Here is a 20,539-nt window from a genome sequence, read left to right on the forward strand (position 1 = left end):
CTATCCGCCCGTCAGCGCCTGGTCCTCGGCGTCGCCATTCGGTACCTGTCTGCGCATCCTCAGCCGATACATCACGAAGTCGGCGGGCACGCCTTCCTGCTTGGGCGCGAACACCTGGCGCCGGAGCCTCTTCGCCGTCACCCCGAGGGTCTCGAACTCGTCCTCCGGTATCCGCTCGAGGGTGGCCTGCGAGACCACCAGTTCCCCGCGGGTGGCACGCTCCATCACCCTCGCGGCGACGTTGACGTCGATACCGAGCCAGTCGGAACCGATCCGCTGCGGCCTGCCGGTGTGGACACCGACCCGCATACGCGGCGTATAACCGTCCACCTCAAGGGATTTGACGGCCTCCCTGGCAGCGATCGCGGCGCGGACCGCGGTGTGAGGCTCGGCGAACACCGCCATCAGCCCGTCGCCCATCCGCTTGACGATGTGCCCGCCCGACTCCAGCAGCGGTGGCTCCACCACCTGGGCGACGCGGCGCAGCAGTCGCAGCGTCGCGTCGTCTCCGGCGTTGAGTGACCAGGCCGAGAATCCGACGAGGTCGGTGAAGACGATGGTGACCTCGGCGTTGGCCGGCCGGCCGGAGACGCGCTCGGTCAGCGCCTGCCACACCTGCAAGGCCCCGAGGCTGAGCTCGCGGGTCGCGGCGTCACGTTCGAGCAGCCGGTCGGCGGCACGGGCGGCCGCGGACGGTCCACCGACGCCGCTCACCGACAGTGGATCGCCGAATTCCGGGTCACCGGGCAGCGCGCGGCGGGCGCGGCGGAGCAGGGAGATCAAGCCGGCGTTGTGGTTGACGTTGCTCAACCACCAGGTGGAGCTTGCGGACTGGTCGCCTGCGCGTGCACCCGGCGGGTCGTCGTCCACACGGCAAGCCTAATCGAGCAAGATCGCCGCCTTAAATTGGCAGGTCACGGCTGCATGGCGCGTGGGCGGCGGGTCAGTAACGCTGCCGGGCAGGGCCACCCAAATCGTAGACAACGAACGTTGTCACGCCTATCTTGAGGAAGTGCGCTCAACGGCGATGGAAACGGCCCCGACGGACAATCCCCTCGGCCCGGATTCACTGACCTGGAAGTACTTCGGTGATGTCCGAACCGGCATGCTCGGCGTCTGGATCGGCGCGATCCAGAACATGTTTCCGCAACTCGGCGCCGGGGTCGAAGACCATTCGGTGTTGTTGCGTGAACCACTGCAGCGCGTGGCACGTTCGGTGTATCCCATCATGGGCGTCGTCTACGACGGTGACCGCGCCGCGCAGACCGGAGCGCAGATTCGCGGTTACCACAAGACGATCAAAGGGGTCGACGCCGACGGCAGGCGCTACCACGCGCTCAATCCGGAGACGTTCTACTGGGCGCACGCCACGTTCTTCATGCTGATCATCAAGACAGCCGAGTACTTCTGCGGCGGTCTGACCGAGGCCGAGAAAGAGCAACTGTTCGACGAGCACGTCCAGTGGTACCGGATGTACGGCATGAGCATGCAGCCGGTCCCCGAGTCGTGGACGGCATTCGGCGAGTACTGGGACCGCAAGTGCCGCGACGAACTCGAGATCAACAAGGCGACGCTGGACATCTTCTCTATGCGCATCCCGAAACCGTGGTTCGTGCTGATGCCGACACCGGTGTGGGATCAGCTCTTCAAACCGATGGTCGGGGCCCAACGGTGGATCGCCGCAGGGCTTTTCGATCCGGTTGTGCGCGAGCGGGCCGGCATGCGGTGGACCCCCGGCGACGAGGTGGTGCTGCGGCTGTTCGGCAAACTGGTCGAGTTGGCGTTCGTCGCGGTCCCCGACGAGATCCGGCTGCACCCGCGGGCCGTGGCGGCCTACCGTCGCGCCGAAGGCAAGATCCCGGCCGACGCCCCACTGGTCGAGGCGCCGGCATTCATGGCGCCGCCGCGGGACCGCCGCGCGATGCCGATGCACTACCAGCCGCCGCACAGGTCGCTGCTCGACCGGGTGGGGTCGCTGGTGCACACCACGTTCTCTCTGGCGGGGGCGCGTCGACCGGCCGGTCCGAGTAAGGCAGCCTGAACGCATGCTCGAATGGTCTGACGTCGATATCGCCGTGCGCGACGCCGTGCGGGAGTTCGTCGACAAAGAAGTCCGCCCGCACGTCGACGCGCTCGAAAGCGGCGAGATGGAGCCCTATCCCGTCATCCGCAAGCTCTTCGCCACGTTCGGCATCGCCGACATGGCGCGCGACTCCTTGAACAAGCGTTTGGCCCGGTTGCGCGACGGCACCGAAGCGAAGTCCTCCGGCGGCGGCATGTTCGGCGGCGACGGCGGTTCCGCGGGCATGGGTTTCGTCGTCATCAGCGAACTGTGCCGGGTATCGATGGGTGTCGTCACCGGGATGGGCGTCAGCCTGGGACTCACGGTGCCGACCATCATGGGCCGGGGCACGCTGGCCCAGCAGGAGCGCTGGCTACCGGACCTCGTGACCTACGACAAGGTGGGCGCCTGGGCGATCACCGAACCCGACTCCGGGTCAGACGCATTCGGCGGCATGAAGTCCTATGTGGTCCGCGATGGCGACGACTACATCCTCAACGGCCAGAAGACCTTCATCACCAACGGTCCGGATGCCGACGTCGTGGTCGTGTACGCGAAGCTGGACGAGGGCGACGCCAGCGTGAGCAAGCGGGATCGCAAGGTGCTGACGTTCGTGCTCGACCGCGGCATGGACGGTTTCGTCCAGTCGAAGCCGTTCCGCAAGATGGGCATTCATTCGTCCCGCACCGGCGAGCTGTTCTTCAGTGACGTCCGGCTGGGCCGCGACCGGCTGCTCGGCGAGACCGAAGGTGACAGCGCCGACGGCAAGGACCAGGGCCGCGACAGCGCCAGGTCCAACTTCTCGGCCGAGCGCATCGGCGTCGCCGCGATGGCCCTCGGCGTCATCGAGGAATGCCTGCGCCTGTGCGTCGACTATGCGAAGTCCCGCACGCTGTGGGGCAAGGAGATCGGCCAGTTCCAGCTGATCCAGCTCAAACTCGCGTCCATGGAGGTCGCGCGAATGAATGTGCGCAACATGCTGTTTCGCGTGATCGAAGCTGCCCAGACCGGCACCCCGATCTCACTTGCGGAAGCGTCGGCGATCAAGTGGTACTGCTCGCAGGCCGCCACCGACGTCGCGATGGAGGCGGTGCAGGTGTTCGGCGGCAACGGCTACATGACGGAGTACCGGGTGGAGCAGCTCGCCCGGGACGCCAAGTCGCTGATGATCTACGCGGGCAGCAACGAAGTGCAGATCACGCACGTGGCCAGGGGCCTGCTCAGCGACTAGCCTTGACGGCGTCGTCTACCGCGGGAGCACCTGGTGAAATTCAACAACGTCACTGCCTTGGTCACCGGAGCCAGCGGCGGCATCGGTGAAGAGTTCGCAGTCCAGCTCGCGCAACGAGGTGCCAACCTCATCCTGGTCGCGCGCCGCGCCGACAAGTTGACGGCGCTGCGGGAGACTCTGCTGGCCCGGCACCCCGGAATCGTGGTGGACGTCCTGGCCGCCGACCTCGCCGTGCCGGGTTCCGGTGCGGAACTGCAGTCCGGTATCCGCGAACTCGGACGCACCGTCGACGTGTTGGTCAACAACGCCGGCGTCGGCCTGCACGGCAAGTTCGTCACCCAGGAGCCCGAGGGCAACGCCGCGCAGATCCAGTTGAACTGCGGCACGCTGGTCGACCTGACCGCCCGTTTCCTGCCGGGCATGGTCGAGCGGAGTACCGGCGTCGTGATCAACGTCGCGTCCACCGCAGCGTTCCAGCCCACCCCGGGCATGGCGGTCTACGGGGCCACGAAGGCTTTCGTGCTGTCGTACTCCGAGGCGCTCTGGCAGGAGTGTCGCGGCACCGGAGTGACCATCCTGGCGCTGTGTCCCGGCGCCACCGAAACCGAGTTCTTCGAGCGGACCGGCGAGAAGTTCCTCACCGACGGGCGGCAGACCTCCAAGCAGGTTGTGGACACGGCCTTCGGCGCGCTCGGCAACTCGTCACCGACGGTGGTCTCCGGGTTGCGCAACAGCCTGCTGGCCGCCGGCTACCGGTTCACCCCGCGGAAGGTCATGCTCGCGGTATCCGAGCGGATCTTGAAGTCCGACGACTGAATCACGCAACCACGAGGTTGCGCTTCCGGTGGCGTTCGTGGTGGAGTACAGGCAACAGAAAGGTTGCCCATGACCGCCGACCGGATCGAGAAGCATGCTCGCCTGAACGCCCCCATCGAGCGGGTGTGGGACGCCCTCGGCGATAGTCAGAAATTCGGCACGTGGTTCGGCATGTCCGTGGACGGCCCGTTCGTCGAGGGCCAGACTATCTCGGGCCAGATCACCGAAACGCAGGTGGACCCGGAGATCGCCGAGAAGCAACGGCCCTACGTCGGGGCACCGGTCACGCTGTGGGTCGTCGCCGTCGAGCCGCTACGCCGCCTGGCTTTCCGGTGGAACCCGTTGCCCGGCACAGAATTCGCTGAACTGACCACGCTCGTGGAGTTCACCCTGGCCGAGGACGGGGGCGGGACTCTGCTGACCATCGTCGAGTCCGGCTTCGAGGCGCTCCCCCACGACCATCGTGACGCCTCCCGCCGGGGCAACAGCGAAGGCTGGGCGCTGCAATTGCAGTTGATCGGCACCTACGTCGCCCTCGAATCGGCGCGATGAGCACTGCAGCGGCGACCGCGTCGGTGTTCGGGGCCCTGGGAGATCCCCATCGCCTCGACATGGTCATCGGGCTGTGCGAATCCGGCCCTCGGTCGACATTGCAGGTGGCGCAAGCGATTCCGCTGTCTCGACAGGCCGCCACCAAGCATCTCCAGATCCTGGAGGCGGTCGGCGTGGTCCGCAGTTCGAAACAGGGACGCGAACGGATCTGGACAGTCGAGCCGCAGCCGCTCGCCGCGGCCGGCGACTATCTGGGCGCACTGTCCCGTCGATGGGATGGGGCCATCGATCGATTGACGGCATTCGTCGAGGATCAGACCCCGTCCCGGGATCACCGCTCGGACGGGCCCCGCGGTGGCACCTAGGTGTCAGCGCAGCCGAAAGGCGCGTGCACTCTGGTAGAGGCAGATCGCCGCCGCGGACGCGACGTTCAGACTTTCGGCGCCGCCGGGCATCGGAATTCGGACGCCGGTGGTCGCCAGCGCGACGACCTCGGGCGGTAGGCCGTGCGCCTCCGGCCCGAACAGCCATGCGGTGGGGGTCGACAGGTCCGCGTCGTCCAGGCTGACGTCGCCGTCGAGCACCGTGGCCAGCACCTGCAGGCCCGCGTCCCTCAGGCGGGCGAGGACACCCGCGGCGTCGGGGTCGCTGATCACCGGGACGGAGAAGATGCTGCCCGCCGAGGCGCGCAGGCACTTGCCGTTGTAGGGATCGACGCTGTCACCGGCGAGTACGACGGCATCGGCGCCCATCGCGTCGGCCACTCGGATCAGGGTGCCGGCGTTGCCCGGTTCGGAGATGCCGACCGGGACGGCAACCAACCTCGGGTCACCGGCGAGTACCTCGTCGAGGGCAACGTCGGGCATGGAGCACACGGCGACGAGGCCCACCGGAGTCACGGTGTCCGACAAGACTTTGGCGGCCTTGTCAGTGACCAGGTCGACGGTGACGCCGCTCAGCAGACCGGCGAACCGGTGCGCGGCTTCGGCTGTCGCGAAGACCTCGGAGACGAGTCCGCGCCGCAACGCCGCCTCGACCAGGTTGGGACCTTCGGCGAGGAAGCGTGCGGCGCGGCGGCGCCCGGTGTGGCGGTGCAGCTTGACTGCCGCCGCCACCCGGGCAGAGCGCTCGGTGAGCGGCGACATTTCCCGGGTCGCTTCGCTCCTGCCCTCCGTTAAGCAGCCTCGCCGGACGGTGCGTTGACATCCTCGGGCAGAGCGGCCTTGGCGACCTCGACCAGAGCGGTGAAGGCGGCGGCGTCGCTGACCGCGATCTCGGCGAGGTTCTTGCGATCGACCTCGACACCGGCGGCCTTGAGGCCCTGGATCAACCGGTTGTAGGTGACGCCGTTGGCGCGGGCGGCCGCATTGATGCGGGTGATCCACAGCTTGCGGAAGTCGCCCTTGCGCGCCTTGCGGTCACGGTAGGCGTAGGTCAGCGAGTGCAGCTGCTGCTCTTTTGCCTTGCGGTACAGCCGGGACCGCTGGCCGCGGTATCCCTTGGAAGCCTTCAGTACGGTGCGCCGCTTCTTCTGCGCGTTGAGTGCGCGCTTCACGCGTGCCATGGGGTGTTCCTATCTCGGTGGGGTCAGGTCAAAGCTGGTGGCAGAAAAGCTCTAGCCGTTCAGCATCTTGGCGATGCGCTTGGCGTCGTTCGGGGCCACCACAGTGCGGCCGTCGAGACGTCGGGTGCGCTTGCTCGCCTTGTGCTCGAGCAGGTGGCGACGGCCGGCCTTCTGACGGACGATCTTGCCGGTTCCGGTGCGACGGAACCGCTTCGAAGCGCCGCTGTGGGTCTTCGCCTTGGGCATTTTTCCTCAGTTCTGTGGTGTATCGGTGGGGGCTTCGGCGGCCGCCGCGCTGGCGCGCTGTGCCGCCGGGACGTCTGCATCGTGCGCCGCCTTGGCGCGAGTCTTCGCACCGCGGTGCGGTGCCAGCACCATCGTCATGTTGCGGCCGTCCTGCTTGGCGGACGTCTCGACGAAGCCGTAATCGGCGACGTCAGCGCCCAGGCGCTGCAGGAGCCGGAAGCCGAGTTCGGGCCGCGACTGCTCGCGTCCGCGGAACATGATCGTCACCTTGACCTTGGACCCTGCTTCGAGGAAGCGGATGACGTGACCCTTTTTGGTCTCGTAATCGTGCGGGTCGATCTTGGGACGCAGCTTCTGTTCTTTGACGACGGTCTGCTGCTGGTTCTTGCGAGACTCGCGCGCCTTCTGTGCCGTCTCGTACTTGAACTTGCCGTAGTCCATGATCTTGCACACGGGCGGCTTGGCGTCCGGGGCTACTTCGACGAGGTCCAGGTCGGCATCCGCGGCGACGCGGAGTGCATCTTCGATGCGCACGATGCCTACCTGTTCACCGCCCGGACCGATCAGGCGAACTTCAGGTACGCGGATGCGCTCGTTGACGCGGGTCTCAGTGCTGATGGGGCCTCCCGGGATAGTTCCTGCTGTGCTCAGGAATCCCCCACGCCGCCGGCCTCCCGTTCCACAGAACGAGCACACCCTGCTGAGCAGGGCCAAAGCCGACCAGGCCAGACATCTACGATGTCGGTGACCGGACCGCAGTACCTTCGAATCATCGTCGGCCGGCGGTGGGAGCGGGACTCCACTTGGTGTCCCTGGCGTTAGCCGGGACGGTCGCGCATGGAAGTCTACCAGCCATGACCGATGATCCCAGCATCCGCGAACTCGCCGAGATTCCCGCCGTCGAGGTCATCACCCGGGCGGCCGTGATGCTGATGAGCGCCACCGCCGAAAAATTGGGTCTGTCGGACGACGATCCCGATGACAGCCCGCACCGCGACCTCGACGAAGCCCGGCGCCTGATCACCGCGCTGGCCGGGTTGGTCACCGCATCGGCGGAATACCTGGGTCCGCACGCCGGGCCGGTACGCGACGGACTCAAGACCTTGCAGCTCGCGTTCCGCGAGGCCAGCGCCGCTCCTGACGAGCCAGGACACGGTCCGGGAGAGAAATACACCGGTCCGGTCTGGTAGCACCACATTCGGCCGTCGAGCGAATATCCTCGCGGCCTATGACCCCTACCAGCCTTGTGCGGGCGCATCCCAAGTCCAGCCACCGGTGGGTGCCCGCGGCGGCCGGCTGGATCGTCGGGGTCATCGCGACGCTGTCTCTGCTGGCGAGCATCTCGCCGCTGATCCGGTCGATCATCCGGGTCCCCCGCGAATGGGTCGACGACTACATCTTCAACTTCCCGGACACCAGCTTCGCGTGGGCGTTCGTGCTCGCCCTGCTGGCCGGGGCGCTGGCCGCGCGCAAGCGGATCGCCTGGTGGATCCTCGTGGGCTACATGGTCGCCGCCGCCGGGTGGAACGTCGCCGGTCTCGTCGACGGCGAACGGTGGTTCCAGGAAATCGGCGAGATCATCGGCCTGGGTTTCCATCTCGCGGCGATCGCCTTCCTGCTGTTGGCTCGCAAGGAGTTCTGGGCCAGGGTGCGACGGGGCGCGCTGCTGAAGGCTGCCGCCACTCTCGTCACAGCCATGGCGGTCGGCACGCTGATCGGCTGGGGGCTGCTGGAGCTGTTTCCCGGCAGTCTCGCCCGGCCCGATCGCTTCTGGTACGCGCTCAACCGGGTCAGCGCGTTCGCCGGCGCGGACGCCGATGCGTTCAGCGGCCACCCGCACGTATTCGTCAACGCGCTGCTCGGGCTGTTCGGCGCGCTTGCGCTGATGGTGACCGCCATCGTGCTGTTCCAGTCGCAGCGAGCCGACAATGCGTTGACCGGTGAGGACGAATCCGCCATCCGCGGCCTGCTCGAGCTGTACGGCAAGAACGACTCTCTGGGCTACTTCGCCACCCGCAGGGACAAGGCGGTGGTGTTCGCCCCCAACGGCCGCGCCGCCATCACCTATCGCGTCGAGGTGGGCGTCTGCCTGGCCAGCGGCGACCCGGTGGGCGACCCGAAGGCGTGGCCGCAGGCCATCGAGGCGTGGCTGAAACTGTGCGAGACCTATGGCTGGGCGCCGGGGGTGATGGGCGCCAGTTCGACTGCCGCCCAGGCCTTCCGCGAGGCCGGACTGAACGCGCTGCAACTGGGCGACGAAGCGATCCTGCATCCGGACGACTTCCGGCTCTCCGGACCCGACATGCGCGCGGTCCGGCAGGCGGTCACCCGGGCCAAGCGCTCCGGGGTCGGCGTCCGCTTCCGCCGGCATCGCGAGCTGTCGGCGGAGGAGATGGCCGACGTGATCGCCCGGGCCGACGCGTGGCGGGACACCGACGACGAGCGCGGATTCTCGATGGCGCTGGGCAGACTCGGGGACCCGGGCGACGGTGACTGCCTCCTGGTCGAGGCGGTCCAGAATCCCGACGGCCAGGACCCGACGGTCGTGGCGATGCTCTCGCTCGTGCCATGGGGCAGCAACGGGGTATCGCTGGATCTGATGCGCCGCGCTCCGCAGTCACCCAACGGAACCATCGAGTTGATGGTCAGCGAGTTGTGTACGCAGTCCGAGGGCATCGGGATCACCCGGATCTCGCTCAACTTCGCGATGTTCCGTTCGGCGTTCGAGCAGGGCGCCCAGCTCGGCGCGGGCCCGGTGGCCCGACTGTGGCGCTGGCTGCTGGTGTTCTTCTCACGCTGGTGGCAGCTGGAAACGCTGTATCGGTCCAATATGAAATACCAGCCCGAATGGGTGCCGCGGTTCGCCTGCTACGAGGACGCGAGGTTGGTGCCGAAGGTCGGCGTGGCCTCGGTCATCGCCGAAGGCTTCCTGGTGCTGCCGTTCTCGCGGCGCCACGAGCAACCACACACCGGCCATCACATCGCGGCGCCGGGGTCCTTGGTGGCGACCGGGCTGCTGCACAGCGACGGCACCGCCCCCGACGTCGCCGGGCTCGCAGCCGACCTGCCCGACGACGACGATCAGCCGCGCCTGCCGGAGCAGGTCCGGGTTCGGATGGCCAAGCTACGGGCTCTGCAGGACAACGGAATCGACGCCTACCCGGTGGGCAGTCCGCCCAGCCACACCGTCGCACAGGCGCTGGTCTGCGAGGACGGCACCGCGGTGACCGTCGCCGGGCGCGTGCTGCGACTGCGCGACTATGGCGGCGTTCTCTTCGTCCAGCTTCGCGACTGGTCGGGGGAAACCCAACTGCTGCTGGACAACTCGCTGTTGACGCAGTCGTTCATGGGCACCACGGCGGACTTCACCCGGACCATCGACCTCGGCGACCTCGTCGAGGTCACCGGAACCATGGGCCACACCCGGTCGGGCACATGGTCGGTGCTGGTGACCGGGTGGCGGTTGATCGGCAAGTGCCTGCGACCGTTGCCCGACAAATGGAAGGGCCTGACCGATCAGGAGGCCCGCGTCCGCGCCCGCTACGTCGACCTGGCGGTCAACACCGATGCGCGCGAGCTCATCAAGGCACGCAGCGGGGTTCTGCACGCGATCCGCGAAACCCTGTTCGCCAAGGGTTTTCTGGAAGTCGAGACACCGATCCTGCAGCAGATCCACGGCGGCGCCAACGCCCGTCCGTTCCTGACCCACATCAACGCCTACGACCTCGACCTGTATCTGCGCATCGCGCCCGAGCTGTATCTCAAACGGCTGTGCGTCGGCGGTGTGGAGCGGGTCTTCGAGCTGGGCCGCGCATTCCGCAACGAAGGCGTCGACTTCAGCCACAACCCCGAGTTCACGTTGCTGGAGGCCTATCAGGCGCACGCCGACTACAACGTCTGGATCGACGGGTGCCGCGAGCTGATCCAGAACGCGGCGCTGGCGGCCAACGGCGCACACGTGTTTCTGCGCCCCCGCGAGGACGGCGTACTCGAGCCGGTCGACATCTCGGGCCAGTGGACGGTCAAGACCGTGCACGGCGCGGTATCAGAGGCGCTCGGTGAGCACATCGACGTCGAGACGGACCTTCTTACGTTGCGCCGGTTGTGCGACAAGGCGGGCATCGCCTACCTGACGCACTGGGATGCCGGCGCGGTGGTCCTGGAGATGTACGAACACCTCGTCGAGGATCGGACGCAGGCGCCGACGTTCTACAAAGATTTCCCGACGTCGGTGTCGCCGCTCACCCGGCCGCACCGCAGCATTCCCGGGGTGGCCGAACGCTGGGACCTGGTCGCGTGGGGAGTCGAGCTGGGCACCGCCTACAGCGAGCTCACCGATCCCGTGGAGCAGCGGCGCCGCCTCCAGGAGCAGTCCCTGCTCGCGTCCGGAGGCGACCCGGAAGCCATGGAACTCGACGAAGACTTCCTGCAGGCCATGGAATACGCGATGCCGCCGACCGGCGGGCTCGGCATGGGGGTGGACCGCGTCGTCATGCTGATCACCGGGCGCAGCATCCGCGAGACCCTGCCCTTCCCGCTCGCGAAGCCGCGCTAGCGGCGAAAGCGATCCAAGCCGTTCGCAGTGAGGTCACAGCGGGCTCCAAGAATCTGCGGCCAATCTGGACGCTGTGACGTTGCCGGACACCTTGCGCCACAATCTCTCACTGATGCACGGGTGGCTGCCCGTCTCCGTGCAGATCGTGGCGGCCATCGCCCTGGTCGCTGCCATCGGTTGGCGCACCCGGCGGTGGCGGATGATCTGGTTACCCTGGTCGGCCCTCATCGGCGCCGGCCTTGCGGTGGGCACCTACTGGTACATCGATTCGGCAGGCCTTGCCGACGACACCAACCCCGCCCCGCACACGCTGTGGGTGTGGATCGCGCTGTCCGGCCTGGCTGTCGGCGTCCTGCTGTCGGGATGGCGCAACGCGCGGTGGTGGCGCAGGGCGGCCGCGGTCGCCGCGGTCCCGCTGTGCGCGTTGTCTGCTGCACTGATGTTGAACCTCTGGGTCGGCTACTTCCCCACCGTGCAGACGGCGTGGAACCAGGTCACCGCGGGACCGCTGCCGGACGAGACCGATCAGGTTGCCATCGCCGCCATGCAGCGACAGCACCGGATTCCGATCAAGGGCAGCGTGGAAGCCGTCGACATTCCGGACACCGCTTCGGGATTCAGGCACCGGCAGGAGTTCGTGTACCTGCCGCCCGCATGGTTCGCCGACACCCCACCGCCCGCTCTGCCGGTCGTGATGATGATCGGCGGCGAGTTCAACACACCCGCCGACTGGATGCGGGCCGGCGGCGCGGTGAAGATTCTCGACGATTTCGCTGCCGCCCACCACGGCTATGCCCCCGTCGTCGTGTTCGTCGACCCGGGCGGCGCCTTCAACAACGACACCGAATGCGTCAACGGGTCGCGCGGCAACTCTGCCGACCACCTTGTCAAAGATGTTGTGCCGTATGTCAAATCCCACTTCGGCGTCAGCACCGACAGTGCCCACTGGGGTGTGGTCGGCTGGTCGATGGGCGGCACCTGCGCCGTCGACCTGACGGTGATGCATCCGGACACGTTCAGTGCGTTCGTCGACATCGCCGGTGACGCGGCACCCAACTCCGGCACCCAGGCCGAGACCGTCGACCGGCTGTTCGGCGGAAATGCGGCGGCCTACGCCGCATTCGACCCGAAGGCGGTGATGACGAGCCACGGCCGGTACCAGGGGGTTGCGGGCTGGTTCGCTGTCAACAGCGCCGTCTCCGGTGTCGCCAAACCCAACGACCAGGCTGTCGCGGCCAGTTCACTGTGCGCGCTGGGCCACCAGTCCGGCATCGACTGCGCTGTGGTGACCCAACCCGGCAACCACGACTGGCCGTTCGCGTCCAACGCCTTCAGTTCCTCGCTGCCCTGGCTCGCGGGCAGGATCGGGACGCCGGGCGTCCCCGAGACCGATCTGCCCGGAGCGGTCCAGGGGTAGCGTGAGGGGCATGCCGGACGAACCGATCATCGACGCTGACGTCATTCCCGCGGAGCCGACGACACCGCCCGAAACCGGCTACTCCCCTGCCGGCGTACCGACATTCGACGCGGTGCGGGAGAAGATCGAAAACCGCTACGCGACGTCGCTCGGCTCGGCGGAGCTGGCCTCCGAGACCCCGGAGGGCCGCACCGTCGAGGACCAGTACGCGCGACGGCAGGAGGCAGCCGCCGAGCGGCTCGCCGAGATCCGGAAGTCGATGAACCGGGCACCCGACACCGATCAGTAGTCGGACTCCGCCGCCAGCACCTCGGCCAGGAACGCGTCGGCGCCCGGTGACTGCAGGCGCGCCCGGGCGAACACCCGGACGCGGTCCCGCACAGCGCGGTCTTCCCCGACATCCGCTCCGATCGTCACAGTGGCATCTCGCCAATCACGATCCCATGCACCGGTCTCCGTCACCGGCACGCCGTCGTCTGCCAGCAGCGGCAACGCCGCCGCGCCTGCCGCGTCCAGCACCCCCGTCCCACGGATCCCGCCCGCACGAAAGCGTACGTCGATGCCCGCCGGCGACGCGGAGCCCGACAGCTCGGCCCGCACCGCGACGGTGACACCCGTGCTGTCGGCGTCGATCCGCCAGCCGACGGTGTCTTCGGCTGCGTCGAAGACGCCAGGCGGCACCGCACTCCAGTGGACCGAGGCCACACCTGCCTCGACGGCCTCGGCTGTCCCCCGGTGGCCGTTCACGCCTGCGACCAGCGCGTAGTCGTCCCGTCCCGCCACCTGTGTGACGCGAGGCGCGGGCACGGCGCTGACGCCGAGGTCCTCGGCGAGCCCGGCGCAGGCGGCTGCGAGTTCCTGCACCCGGGTGTCCCCCAGGCGGGAAAGGCCGTCGAGCACCGCCAGGTGGGGTCGCACGAGCTCTGCCGCATCGGAATCGAAGGTGTCGTCGGTGAAGAACTCGTCGGCTGCCGCGGTGAGCAGTCCGAGCTCCGCGTCCAGCACGGCGCTGTCGAGCCCTGCGATCCCGTCCCGGCGACTCGCCGGCCACCAGCGCCGCAGCCAGTGGCCGTAGGCGAGCCGTCGCAGGGGCTCCAGCGCCGCGCTGTCGAGCCTCACGTCGTCGACCTCGACCGGTCCCGCGCCGCCGATCTCCAGCGTGCGCACGATCTCGCTGTGCGCGCGCTCTCCGGCAACCCGCCACAGCCAGTCCGCGCGGGCGGGGTCGGTGAATGCGACCTGCACGTCGGCGTCCGGACGGTCGACCGTCCATGCCAGCACCGCCCCGGACACCTCCAGCACCGCGGTCAGCGGCGCCGGGTCCGGGTTCGGTCCCGTCGACCACAGGCCCGCATCCGAGACGAATCTCATTGTCGCGCCTGCGCTTCCAGCATGGCCTTGATGCGCTGACGGTGGTCCAGGCTGACCGACCTCGACACGCCCTCGAGCAGCGCACGCACCTCGTCGACGTCGGCACATGACTCCTGCCACACGTCGCGCCCGTGCAGACGTGCCCACAGCCGGCTCAGGTAGGGCCTGCAGAACGCCGCGAGTTCGTCGACGACGTGCCGCTGGTGCGGATGCACGGAGCCACCGCCGACCAGGTAGCGCCGTGCGTGCAGCACATAGGCCTCCTTACGCAGCCGCGACTGAATCTGACGTGACAGGTCGTGGCGCGGGTGCGCCGACTCGTCGAGTGGCGCGAGATCGACCGCAACCTCGATGCCGGCGAGAAGCGTCGCCTGCCTGTCCTCGCCGAGCAGACCCCACGGCGCGCAGGACCTGTCCACCTCTTCGGCACACAGCAGCGGGACCTCGGGCAGCTCCTCCCGCGCCAAGGCGCGCCGCAGCGTCGCCCGCACGCGTTCGACGACGCTGCGGTCCAGAGGGCGTTCTCCGTCTCCTCCGGTGACCATCGGGGGCCGTTGCGGCTGCGCCGAACTCAGCCCGAGGGCGACGATCGACCACGGCAGGTCAACGCTGTGATGCGCAGCGGCGCCGAAGTTGTACGGTGTCGCGTCGGCCAGCAGCGCCGACCACACACGCTGACGGGCGACGACGGCGTTGTGGCTGTCCGCCCGTCCCAGCACGGCGGCCAGCCCGGCCAGGAATGGACCGCTGATCTCGTTGCCCGCCTCGACGTCCCGCCAGCTGCGCGCTAGCTGCTCTGACAGCGCCTCGACCACGCGACCGTCCGCGATGTAACGGTTGAGTACCTCGATCGCCGTCCGGTCACGGTCGGAATGCACTTCGCGCAGAACAGTTTTTGCTGCCGCACGGTCATGCCGGCCCGGCGCTCCCCTGGTGACCGCGAGTTCGAAGCAGAGCGGGAAGTAGAGTTCCTGCGCGTTACCGGTGGTGATGCGCAGCCGGCGGCGTTCTCTCTTGAGCTGATCGAACCAGGCAGCGGTCGCGCGAAGGGTGTCGGCCTGTCCCGTTATCGCGGCATGCATCTCGGCGGCGACGTCGTCGGCCACGACCGGTGTGGAATACCTGGCATTCGAGCGCAGCCGCAGCACCAGCGGATCGATGATGCGTTTCACCGTGCGGGTCAGCGGACTGCCGTCGTCGGCGCTGAGCACCTCGACCCCGTCACCTACCGCGCGCCATGCGCGATCGATCACCGCACGGCGGGGCAGCCGCACGGCCACCGACGTCACCGGGCCCGCACTCACCGGATCAGGATAGAAGTTGGGTTCGGTAGCGGCACGGGTCCTCGACGCTGAGGGCATGCCCAGCGTGTTGACCCTGATCTTCTTCGGCTTCCTGATCGCCGGGACCGCGGTCGTGCTGCTGGTTCCGACCAGCACCGTGATCAGGTCCCGCGGGGTCGTTGTCGGGTTGCGCCTCACCGGAGGGTTCAGCGCGGACTGCCCGGAGGTCGAGCTCGACGTCATCGTCAGCAGACCCGAGGGCGGACAGTTCGCCGCCCGCGAGACCACGCTGATCCCGGCGACAGAGCTGGCGAACTTCACCCCGGGGAGCGTCGTCGACATGTTCTACCGCCCCGGGGATGAGTCGTTGATCGCCATCCGCGTACCCCGACTGCACTCGCCGGGGGCGATCACCGGGCACCGTCCACCGCGAAGGTGACCAGTGCCGCCCAGTACAGCGGGCTCGCAGCGAGATCACCGTCGCGCCACCGGGTCATCTGCTCGCGCTGCCATGCGTTGACCTCCCTGCCTGCGTCTTCGGCCTCGTGTGCCGTATCGACCGCGATCACCGTCTCAGCCATCGGGTCCTCGGATTCCGTTGCAGTACTGCAGAACTGACGGTATCCCGCCGCCGTGGGCAATGACCACAGAGTGGCAGTCACCACCACAGCACCACCCAGGACCAACGCGGCCACCAGCCCAGTCGCCTCGTCGAATCGGTAGTCGCCACCAGAGGAGCAGGCCAACAGCGCAGCCCGTGGCGGAATCCGCCACTGCGCGGTCATCAGGTCGCCTGCGGTCAGTGGATGCGGCTCCGCCAGATAGACCGCCGCACGATCAGCCTGCCCCGCCTCACCGTCGGCGACGGTGGCATGCCCGACGTACAGCAGCCGGCTCGGTGACCGGCTCAGCTGATCGGCCAGCCAGCCGCGGCCGGCCTCACCGCTCCGGAAGAGTTCGACGGTCGAGGACACCTCGGGCATGACGTCGCGCCGCGTCCTCAACTCGGCGAAGTGTCGCGCCAACGGTCCGTCGGCGTCCGGCCTCCCCAGGACCGACCCGAGCGCGGAGTCTGGGCGCTGGCCGGGTACCCGCGGATCGAGGATCAGCAGTGCTGCGCTGTCGTGGCGCTCGTCCCACCGCGCGGGTGTGCGCGGCGCATTGACGATGTTCGGCGGGACCGCGACGAGGATGTCGACGAGCTCGATCAGCCGGCGCCCGGTGCCGCCGGGCACGGCGAGCAACGACCACGGCACCTGAGCCAGCCGGGTGGTCGGCGCGACGAACAGAACCGGGTACGGCTCCCCGCCGGTTTCGGTGATCAACTGCCAGCCCGCCGGCGGAATCAGATGCTCACCGAGGATGTCGGCCAGTTGCTGTTCGGTCGCCGGGTCCGCGAACGACCCTGTGGTGAAGGCGCGTTCGAGTGCCGCGCGAGAGTCTTCGGACGGCCCTGGATCCGGTACGGCATCGCCGAGCACTTGTCGTACGGCACCGAGCGCTGCCTCGTCGATCGCCCACGTGACAGTCCGCTGGGGCGCGCCGACGACGCGCAGACTGGCATAGGTGGCCACCCCGACATCGGCGTATCGCAGCACCAGCGGCGTATCGGTCACGGCCATGTGCACCACTCGGCCTCTGCGGCGGTGACCAGGCGGCCGTACCGGCGATGCGCCAGATCGCGATAGCGCACCAGGATCGGATCAGCGCTCGGATCCATCCTCAGTGGCGGTAGCGCGCCGAGCCTGGTCAGCGATCCGCCGACCGTGGCTTCCGGGCCGGAAGCCACGAGTGCATACTCGTCGGCATCGTCGACGGGCACGGTAGCCGCCGCGGCGTTCTCCCACGCGGCGGTATGCGGCGACTGCGGTACGGTGAATGTGCCTCGTGCGCAGTGATATTCGATCAGTTCACTGACCAAGGCGGTGTTTCCCCATTCCCACGCCACCGCGAAGGCGCCGGCGAGTAGGCGCGCCGACACGTGCGTGGCCCAGCGCATCCGGGCGTCGGCATCTCCGATCGCGTACCGCACCGAATCCACGGCCAGTGCCGCGGGCACTTTGAGGTCGGCAGCCCGCGCGAACTTCTCCTCCGCACTCCCGGGGTCTGCCAGCGCATCCGCCCGAAGGATCGAGCCCATGTGATCGTCGAGCCTGGCGTACTGCAACCAACTGCGCCTGGGCCAACTGTCCAGCAGCTCGCGGGCGGCGTCCACGCGCTCGGTGGCGGCGGCATGATCGCCCCGCAGGATGTCCACCCAGCTGCGCTGCACCAGGATTCGGTGAATGTGCAGCGGCTTGCCCAGTTCACGCCAGTGGCGTTCGGCGTGGCCGAGCCGCTCGTCGGCGTCGTCGAGCTCGCCGACGGAGATGGAGATCAGGCCGAAGTACAGCCAGCTGCGCGACACATCGTGTGCACGGGCGTGTTCGGCGATGGCCGGATACGCCGCATGAACCAGGTCCTGAGCGCGGGCCCTGTCCCCCGCTGTCCACGCCGCGGTCGCGCGTTCCAATTGTGTTCTGGCCGTGTAGAGGTCCCAGCCACGAGCCTGCGCACGCGCGCCCGCACGCCGCAGCCACGGTTCGGCCTCCGTCAACCGCCCGGTCTCGACACAGAACCGGCCATATCCGGTGCCTGCGAGCACTCTGAGGGTGTCGCCGGCCTCGCTGCCGTCACCCGGCCCGTCGATGTCCTCCAACACGCGCGCCCACAGGGGAATCGACTGCACGTGCAGGTCGTCGTCGCACAAAGCGACGGCGCACAGGATGCGCGCGTGGGTGATCAGGTAGGTGTGCTCACCGATGAGGTCGTCGAACGTGCCCGGCTCCTCGGCGAGGGCCTGCAGATATGTCGCGGCGGACTCGTGCTCACCGTGCGCGGCGGCCATCCCGGTCTGCAGGAACAGCGCACGCCGGGAATACCGGCAGATCATGTGGTCGATCTCCGTGGCCGACATGGTGACCTGACCGGCTGCCTGCGGGCGGTGCCCGGTGCGGACCTCGCGGTAGAGCTGTAGACACTCGCGGATGCGCGTGAGGCATTCCGTCACCCCTTCGTATGCGGTTCGCACCAGGTAGAGCTCGCCCAGTTGCGCGTAGACCTCCAGCATCAGGTCGTCGCGGTCGGCCTCCTCGATGCGCGGCATCAGGGACAGCAGCAGGTCCTTCGCGGCGCCTTCGTCGGCAGCGAAGCACAGGCGACGCGCCCGGTCGAGATCACTCTCGATGTCGGGCGGACCGGCTGAGTGCGTCACTGCGTCATCATAGGAAGCGGCGGGCGTGTCGAACACGCCCGCCGCTCCAGCGAATGACATCGCTCAGCTGCAGGTCACCGTCACCGTGAACGGTTTGGTGATCATGCCCGCCATCGGATTGCTCATGTCTGCGCCGACCGCTTCGCCGGCGATGGTGTAGGTGTCGCCGTCGACCGTGACCTCGGCCGAACCGGTCTTGGCGCCCATGGCGTTGGCGACCGCGAGCGCGTTGCCGTCCACCACCATGCCCAGGGACTCGACGACCGGGGTCGCCTCGTCGGTCATGACGATGCCCAGTCCCTGCTGTCCGCCGATCGCGCCGCTGGCCACATTGATCTTTCCGGCCTGCTTGACGCAGGTCACCGAGTTCAGGTCCAGCCCTGCAAGATCAGCGCCGTCGACCTTGACCTCGGTCGTCCCACCACTGGCGACCGCGGAGGTCTGTGGGCTCTCCGCCGCTGTGCTCTCGGCGGGCGCGCCCTTGTCGTCGGAGCAGCCCACCATGATGGCGGCACCCGCGGCCAGACCGATCACACTCGCGACAACTCGCTTCATCGCTTTTCCCTTCGTTCGTGCGTCGCCTCGGTGGCGTCGTCGTGATGAAGTGAAGCCGGGCCCCACCGCTACCGATCCCAATTTTTCGGCCTGTCGGTGCCCGCAGGTACGGTTCGGCCGATGAGCGCCGTGATGCGGTCCTTCACCCACGAGCAGCGGCGCGCCCGGCTGGCCCGGCGCCATCGCCTGGCTCCCGATTCCGACCGGTCCGGTTCCGTCGAGGCCGTCACCGCGCAGCTGGTGGGTCTGCATGCCACCGATCCGGCCACCCCCTACCTGTCGTTGTGGGCACGCATGCCCGGGATCACCGTCGACGACCTCGACACGGCGCTCTACCGGAGCCACTCGCTGGTCAAACACCTCGCCATGCGCCGCACCCTGTGGGTGGTGCAAGCGCACGATCTGCCGGCGATCCAGGCGGCGGCCAGCGACCGGGTGGCCGGTAACGAGTCGCGGCGCCTGGCGTCCGACGTGGTGGGCGCGGGCGTCGCGTCCGACGGCGAGCAGTGGTTGGAAACGGCGTGTGCAGCCGTGCTTCGCCACCTCCGCAGGGTGGGACCATCGACTGCCCGGCAACTCCGCGAGGCGCTGCCCCAGCTGACCGGCACCTATGACCCGGCGCCGGGCAAGCCCTACGGCGGCCAGGGACACCTGGCACCGCGGGTACTGACGGTGCTCTCCGCGCGAGGAGACATCGTCCGCGGCCCGAACGACGGACGCTGGACCACGTCGCGTCCGCTCTGGGCCGCGACCGAACAGTGGCTGGCCCCAGCCGATCCCGTGAACAGCGGGCTGGCCCGGGCCGAACTGGTGCGGCGCTGGTTGCACGCCTTCGGACCCGCCACCGAGACCGATATCAAGTGGTGGTTCGGCAACACTCTCGGCTGGGCCAGTCAGGCGCTGGCCGACATCGACGCGGTCGAAGTGGACATGCACGGCACGTCCGGCTTCGTCCTTCCGGGTGACGACGCCCCCGAACCGCCCGCGGAGCCGTGGTGCGCACTGCTGCCCGGGCTCGACGTCACGACGATGGGATGGTTCGGCCGCGACTGGTATCTGGGGCCGCACCGCAGCCAGGTTTTCGACCGAAACGGTAATGCGGGCCCGACTGTGTGGGTGAACGGGCGCGTGGTGGGCGCGTGGCAGCAGGACAGTGCGGGCAGGGTGACGCTGTCACTGCTCGAAGACGTGGGACGTCGCACCGGCAAGCAACTGTCAGAACGCGCCGAGGAGCTCACTGCATGGCTCGGTGGGGTGCGGGTCAACCCCCGATTCCCGTCGCCCCTGTGCAAGGCACAGAACGCGAGCCTGCCGGCGCAGCAATCTTGATCACACCGCGTTTCATCCACAAAGCGAAGTGGGTACCGGACACGTTGACCACGCAACGAAAGGAGTCGTCATGGGCGACAGTGGACCGGAGAATGCTGTGAAGGGCGTCGTCGAGGATGTCAAGGGCAAGGCCAAAGAGGTCGCCGGCATTGTCAGCGACAATGACACCCTGCGTGAAGAAGGCCGCGCCCAGCAGGACAAGGCCGACGCCGAGCGCGACGTAGCCAAGAAGGAAGCCGAGGCGGAAGCCTCGCGTGCGGAAGCAAAAGCCGCCGAGGCTCGTCAGAAGGCAGCCGAGTAACTCT

Annotated in this window: 22 protein-coding genes; 12 read left to right on the forward strand and 10 right to left on the reverse strand. The window is 68.2% G+C overall.

Annotation, left to right across the window (positions count from 1 at the left end):
* On the reverse strand, nucleotides 1-870 hold the full coding sequence (locus EL337_RS15745; protein WP_048631209.1) for an adenylate/guanylate cyclase domain-containing protein: 870 nt from the start codon (nucleotides 868-870) through the stop codon (nucleotides 1-3).
* 157 nt (nucleotides 871-1,027) lie between these two features.
* On the opposite strand from EL337_RS15745, the gene EL337_RS15750 reads away from it, so the two are divergent.
* The 5 genes from EL337_RS15750 (at nucleotide 1,028) to EL337_RS15770 (ending at nucleotide 5,026) form a co-directional block, all read left to right on the forward strand.
* Entirely contained in the window at nucleotides 1,028-2,041 is a 1,014-nt protein-coding gene (locus EL337_RS15750) for an oxygenase MpaB family protein (RefSeq protein WP_048631210.1), read from the forward strand.
* 4 nt (nucleotides 2,042-2,045) lie between these two features.
* On the forward strand, nucleotides 2,046-3,293 hold the full coding sequence (locus EL337_RS15755) for an acyl-CoA dehydrogenase family protein (protein WP_048631211.1): 1,248 nt from the start codon (nucleotides 2,046-2,048) through the stop codon (nucleotides 3,291-3,293).
* A 33-nt stretch (nucleotides 3,294-3,326) separates the two neighbouring features.
* The gene (locus EL337_RS15760) at nucleotides 3,327-4,109 is read left to right on the forward strand and encodes an SDR family NAD(P)-dependent oxidoreductase (RefSeq protein WP_048631212.1); all 783 of its coding nucleotides are present in this window, start codon (nucleotides 3,327-3,329) and stop codon (nucleotides 4,107-4,109) included.
* Between the two features lie 69 nt (nucleotides 4,110-4,178).
* Nucleotides 4,179-4,661: an SRPBCC family protein gene (locus EL337_RS15765; protein ID WP_048631213.1), complete on the forward strand. Its 483-nt coding sequence runs from the start codon at nucleotides 4,179-4,181 to the stop codon at nucleotides 4,659-4,661.
* Nucleotides 4,658-5,026, forward strand: coding sequence for an ArsR/SmtB family transcription factor (locus EL337_RS15770; protein ID WP_048631214.1), 369 nt, complete (start codon nucleotides 4,658-4,660; stop codon nucleotides 5,024-5,026). The genes EL337_RS15765 and EL337_RS15770 overlap by 4 nt, the downstream gene beginning before the upstream one ends.
* Nucleotides 5,027-5,029: 3 nt before the next feature.
* Here EL337_RS15770 and EL337_RS15775 read toward each other — a convergent pair whose 3' ends face one another.
* The 4 genes from EL337_RS15775 to infC are packed head-to-tail and all read right to left on the reverse strand — an operon-like array spanning nucleotide 5,030 to nucleotide 7,122.
* On the reverse strand, nucleotides 5,030-5,776 hold the full coding sequence (locus EL337_RS15775; protein WP_048631299.1) for a TrmH family RNA methyltransferase: 747 nt from the start codon (nucleotides 5,774-5,776) through the stop codon (nucleotides 5,030-5,032).
* 59 nt (nucleotides 5,777-5,835) lie between these two features.
* Complete coding sequence (gene rplT, locus EL337_RS15780) at nucleotides 5,836-6,225, reverse strand: 50S ribosomal protein L20 (RefSeq protein WP_048631215.1); 390 nt, start codon at nucleotides 6,223-6,225, stop codon at nucleotides 5,836-5,838.
* A gap of 51 nt (nucleotides 6,226-6,276) precedes the next feature.
* Nucleotides 6,277-6,471 (reverse strand): 50S ribosomal protein L35, encoded by a 195-nt coding sequence (gene rpmI / locus EL337_RS15785; protein ID WP_048631216.1) that lies wholly within the window; start codon nucleotides 6,469-6,471, stop codon nucleotides 6,277-6,279.
* A 6-nt stretch (nucleotides 6,472-6,477) separates the two neighbouring features.
* The gene (gene infC, locus EL337_RS15790) at nucleotides 6,478-7,122 is read right to left on the reverse strand and encodes a translation initiation factor IF-3 (RefSeq protein WP_109519806.1); all 645 of its coding nucleotides are present in this window, start codon (nucleotides 7,120-7,122) and stop codon (nucleotides 6,478-6,480) included.
* Nucleotides 7,123-7,325: 203 nt separating this feature from the next.
* Here infC and EL337_RS15795 point away from each other — a divergent pair, with 203 nt between their 5' ends.
* From EL337_RS15795 to EL337_RS15810, 4 genes are all read left to right on the forward strand, one after another.
* Nucleotides 7,326-7,661, forward strand: coding sequence for a DUF1844 domain-containing protein (locus tag EL337_RS15795; protein WP_048631218.1), 336 nt, complete (start codon nucleotides 7,326-7,328; stop codon nucleotides 7,659-7,661).
* A 38-nt stretch (nucleotides 7,662-7,699) separates the two neighbouring features.
* A complete protein-coding gene (gene lysX / locus EL337_RS15800; RefSeq protein WP_048631219.1) occupies nucleotides 7,700-11,026 on the forward strand; it encodes a bifunctional lysylphosphatidylglycerol synthetase/lysine--tRNA ligase LysX in 3,327 nt (1,108 codons plus the stop codon).
* Between the two features lie 112 nt (nucleotides 11,027-11,138).
* Nucleotides 11,139-12,443, forward strand: a complete 1,305-nt coding sequence (locus tag EL337_RS15805) for an alpha/beta hydrolase (RefSeq protein ID WP_197724280.1) — start codon at nucleotides 11,139-11,141, stop codon at nucleotides 12,441-12,443.
* A 10-nt stretch (nucleotides 12,444-12,453) separates the two neighbouring features.
* Nucleotides 12,454-12,732, forward strand: coding sequence for a PspA/IM30 family protein (locus tag EL337_RS15810; RefSeq protein ID WP_048631221.1), 279 nt, complete (start codon nucleotides 12,454-12,456; stop codon nucleotides 12,730-12,732).
* On the opposite strand, the gene EL337_RS15815 is transcribed toward EL337_RS15810, so the two are convergent.
* The gene (locus EL337_RS15815; protein ID WP_048631222.1) at nucleotides 12,726-13,814 is read right to left on the reverse strand and encodes a hypothetical protein; all 1,089 of its coding nucleotides are present in this window, start codon (nucleotides 13,812-13,814) and stop codon (nucleotides 12,726-12,728) included. The two genes, EL337_RS15810 and EL337_RS15815, sit on opposite strands and share 7 nt — an antisense overlap.
* Entirely contained in the window at nucleotides 13,811-15,175 is a 1,365-nt protein-coding gene (locus EL337_RS15820) for a hypothetical protein (RefSeq protein WP_370737124.1), read from the reverse strand. Before EL337_RS15820 ends, EL337_RS15815 begins: the two co-directional genes overlap by 4 nt.
* Here EL337_RS15820 and EL337_RS15825 point away from each other — a divergent pair.
* Nucleotides 15,174-15,536: a hypothetical protein gene (locus EL337_RS15825; RefSeq protein WP_053086818.1), complete on the forward strand. Its 363-nt coding sequence runs from the start codon at nucleotides 15,174-15,176 to the stop codon at nucleotides 15,534-15,536. The genes EL337_RS15820 and EL337_RS15825 overlap by 2 nt on opposite strands.
* Here EL337_RS15825 and EL337_RS15830 read toward each other — a convergent pair.
* From EL337_RS15830 to EL337_RS15840, 3 genes are read right to left on the reverse strand one after another with little or no spacing between them, the layout of a single operon-like run.
* Nucleotides 15,508-16,713: a CHAT domain-containing protein gene (locus EL337_RS15830; RefSeq protein WP_232786742.1), complete on the reverse strand. Its 1,206-nt coding sequence runs from the start codon at nucleotides 16,711-16,713 to the stop codon at nucleotides 15,508-15,510. The genes EL337_RS15825 and EL337_RS15830 overlap by 29 nt on opposite strands.
* Nucleotides 16,710-18,410: a hypothetical protein gene (locus EL337_RS15835; protein ID WP_232786736.1), complete on the reverse strand. Its 1,701-nt coding sequence runs from the start codon at nucleotides 18,408-18,410 to the stop codon at nucleotides 16,710-16,712. The genes EL337_RS15830 and EL337_RS15835 overlap by 4 nt, the downstream gene beginning before the upstream one ends.
* Before the next feature lie 3 nt (nucleotides 18,411-18,413).
* Nucleotides 18,414-18,905, reverse strand: a complete 492-nt coding sequence (locus EL337_RS15840; RefSeq protein WP_048631224.1) for a lipoprotein LpqH — start codon at nucleotides 18,903-18,905, stop codon at nucleotides 18,414-18,416.
* 132 nt (nucleotides 18,906-19,037) lie between these two features.
* Here EL337_RS15840 and EL337_RS15845 point away from each other — a divergent pair, with 132 nt between their 5' ends.
* Both EL337_RS15845 and mbp1 read left to right on the forward strand, forming a co-directional pair.
* Complete coding sequence (locus EL337_RS15845; protein WP_048631303.1) at nucleotides 19,038-20,234, forward strand: winged helix DNA-binding domain-containing protein; 1,197 nt, start codon at nucleotides 19,038-19,040, stop codon at nucleotides 20,232-20,234.
* Nucleotides 20,235-20,304: 70 nt separating this feature from the next.
* A complete protein-coding gene (mbp1, locus tag EL337_RS15850; RefSeq protein WP_048631225.1) occupies nucleotides 20,305-20,535 on the forward strand; it encodes a microaggregate-binding protein 1 in 231 nt (76 codons plus the stop codon).
* Nucleotides 20,536-20,539: the final 4 nt, after the last annotated feature.

The organism is Mycolicibacterium aurum, from assembly GCF_900637195.1.
GTDB classification, from domain to species: Bacteria; Actinomycetota; Actinomycetes; order Mycobacteriales; family Mycobacteriaceae; genus Mycobacterium; species Mycobacterium aurum.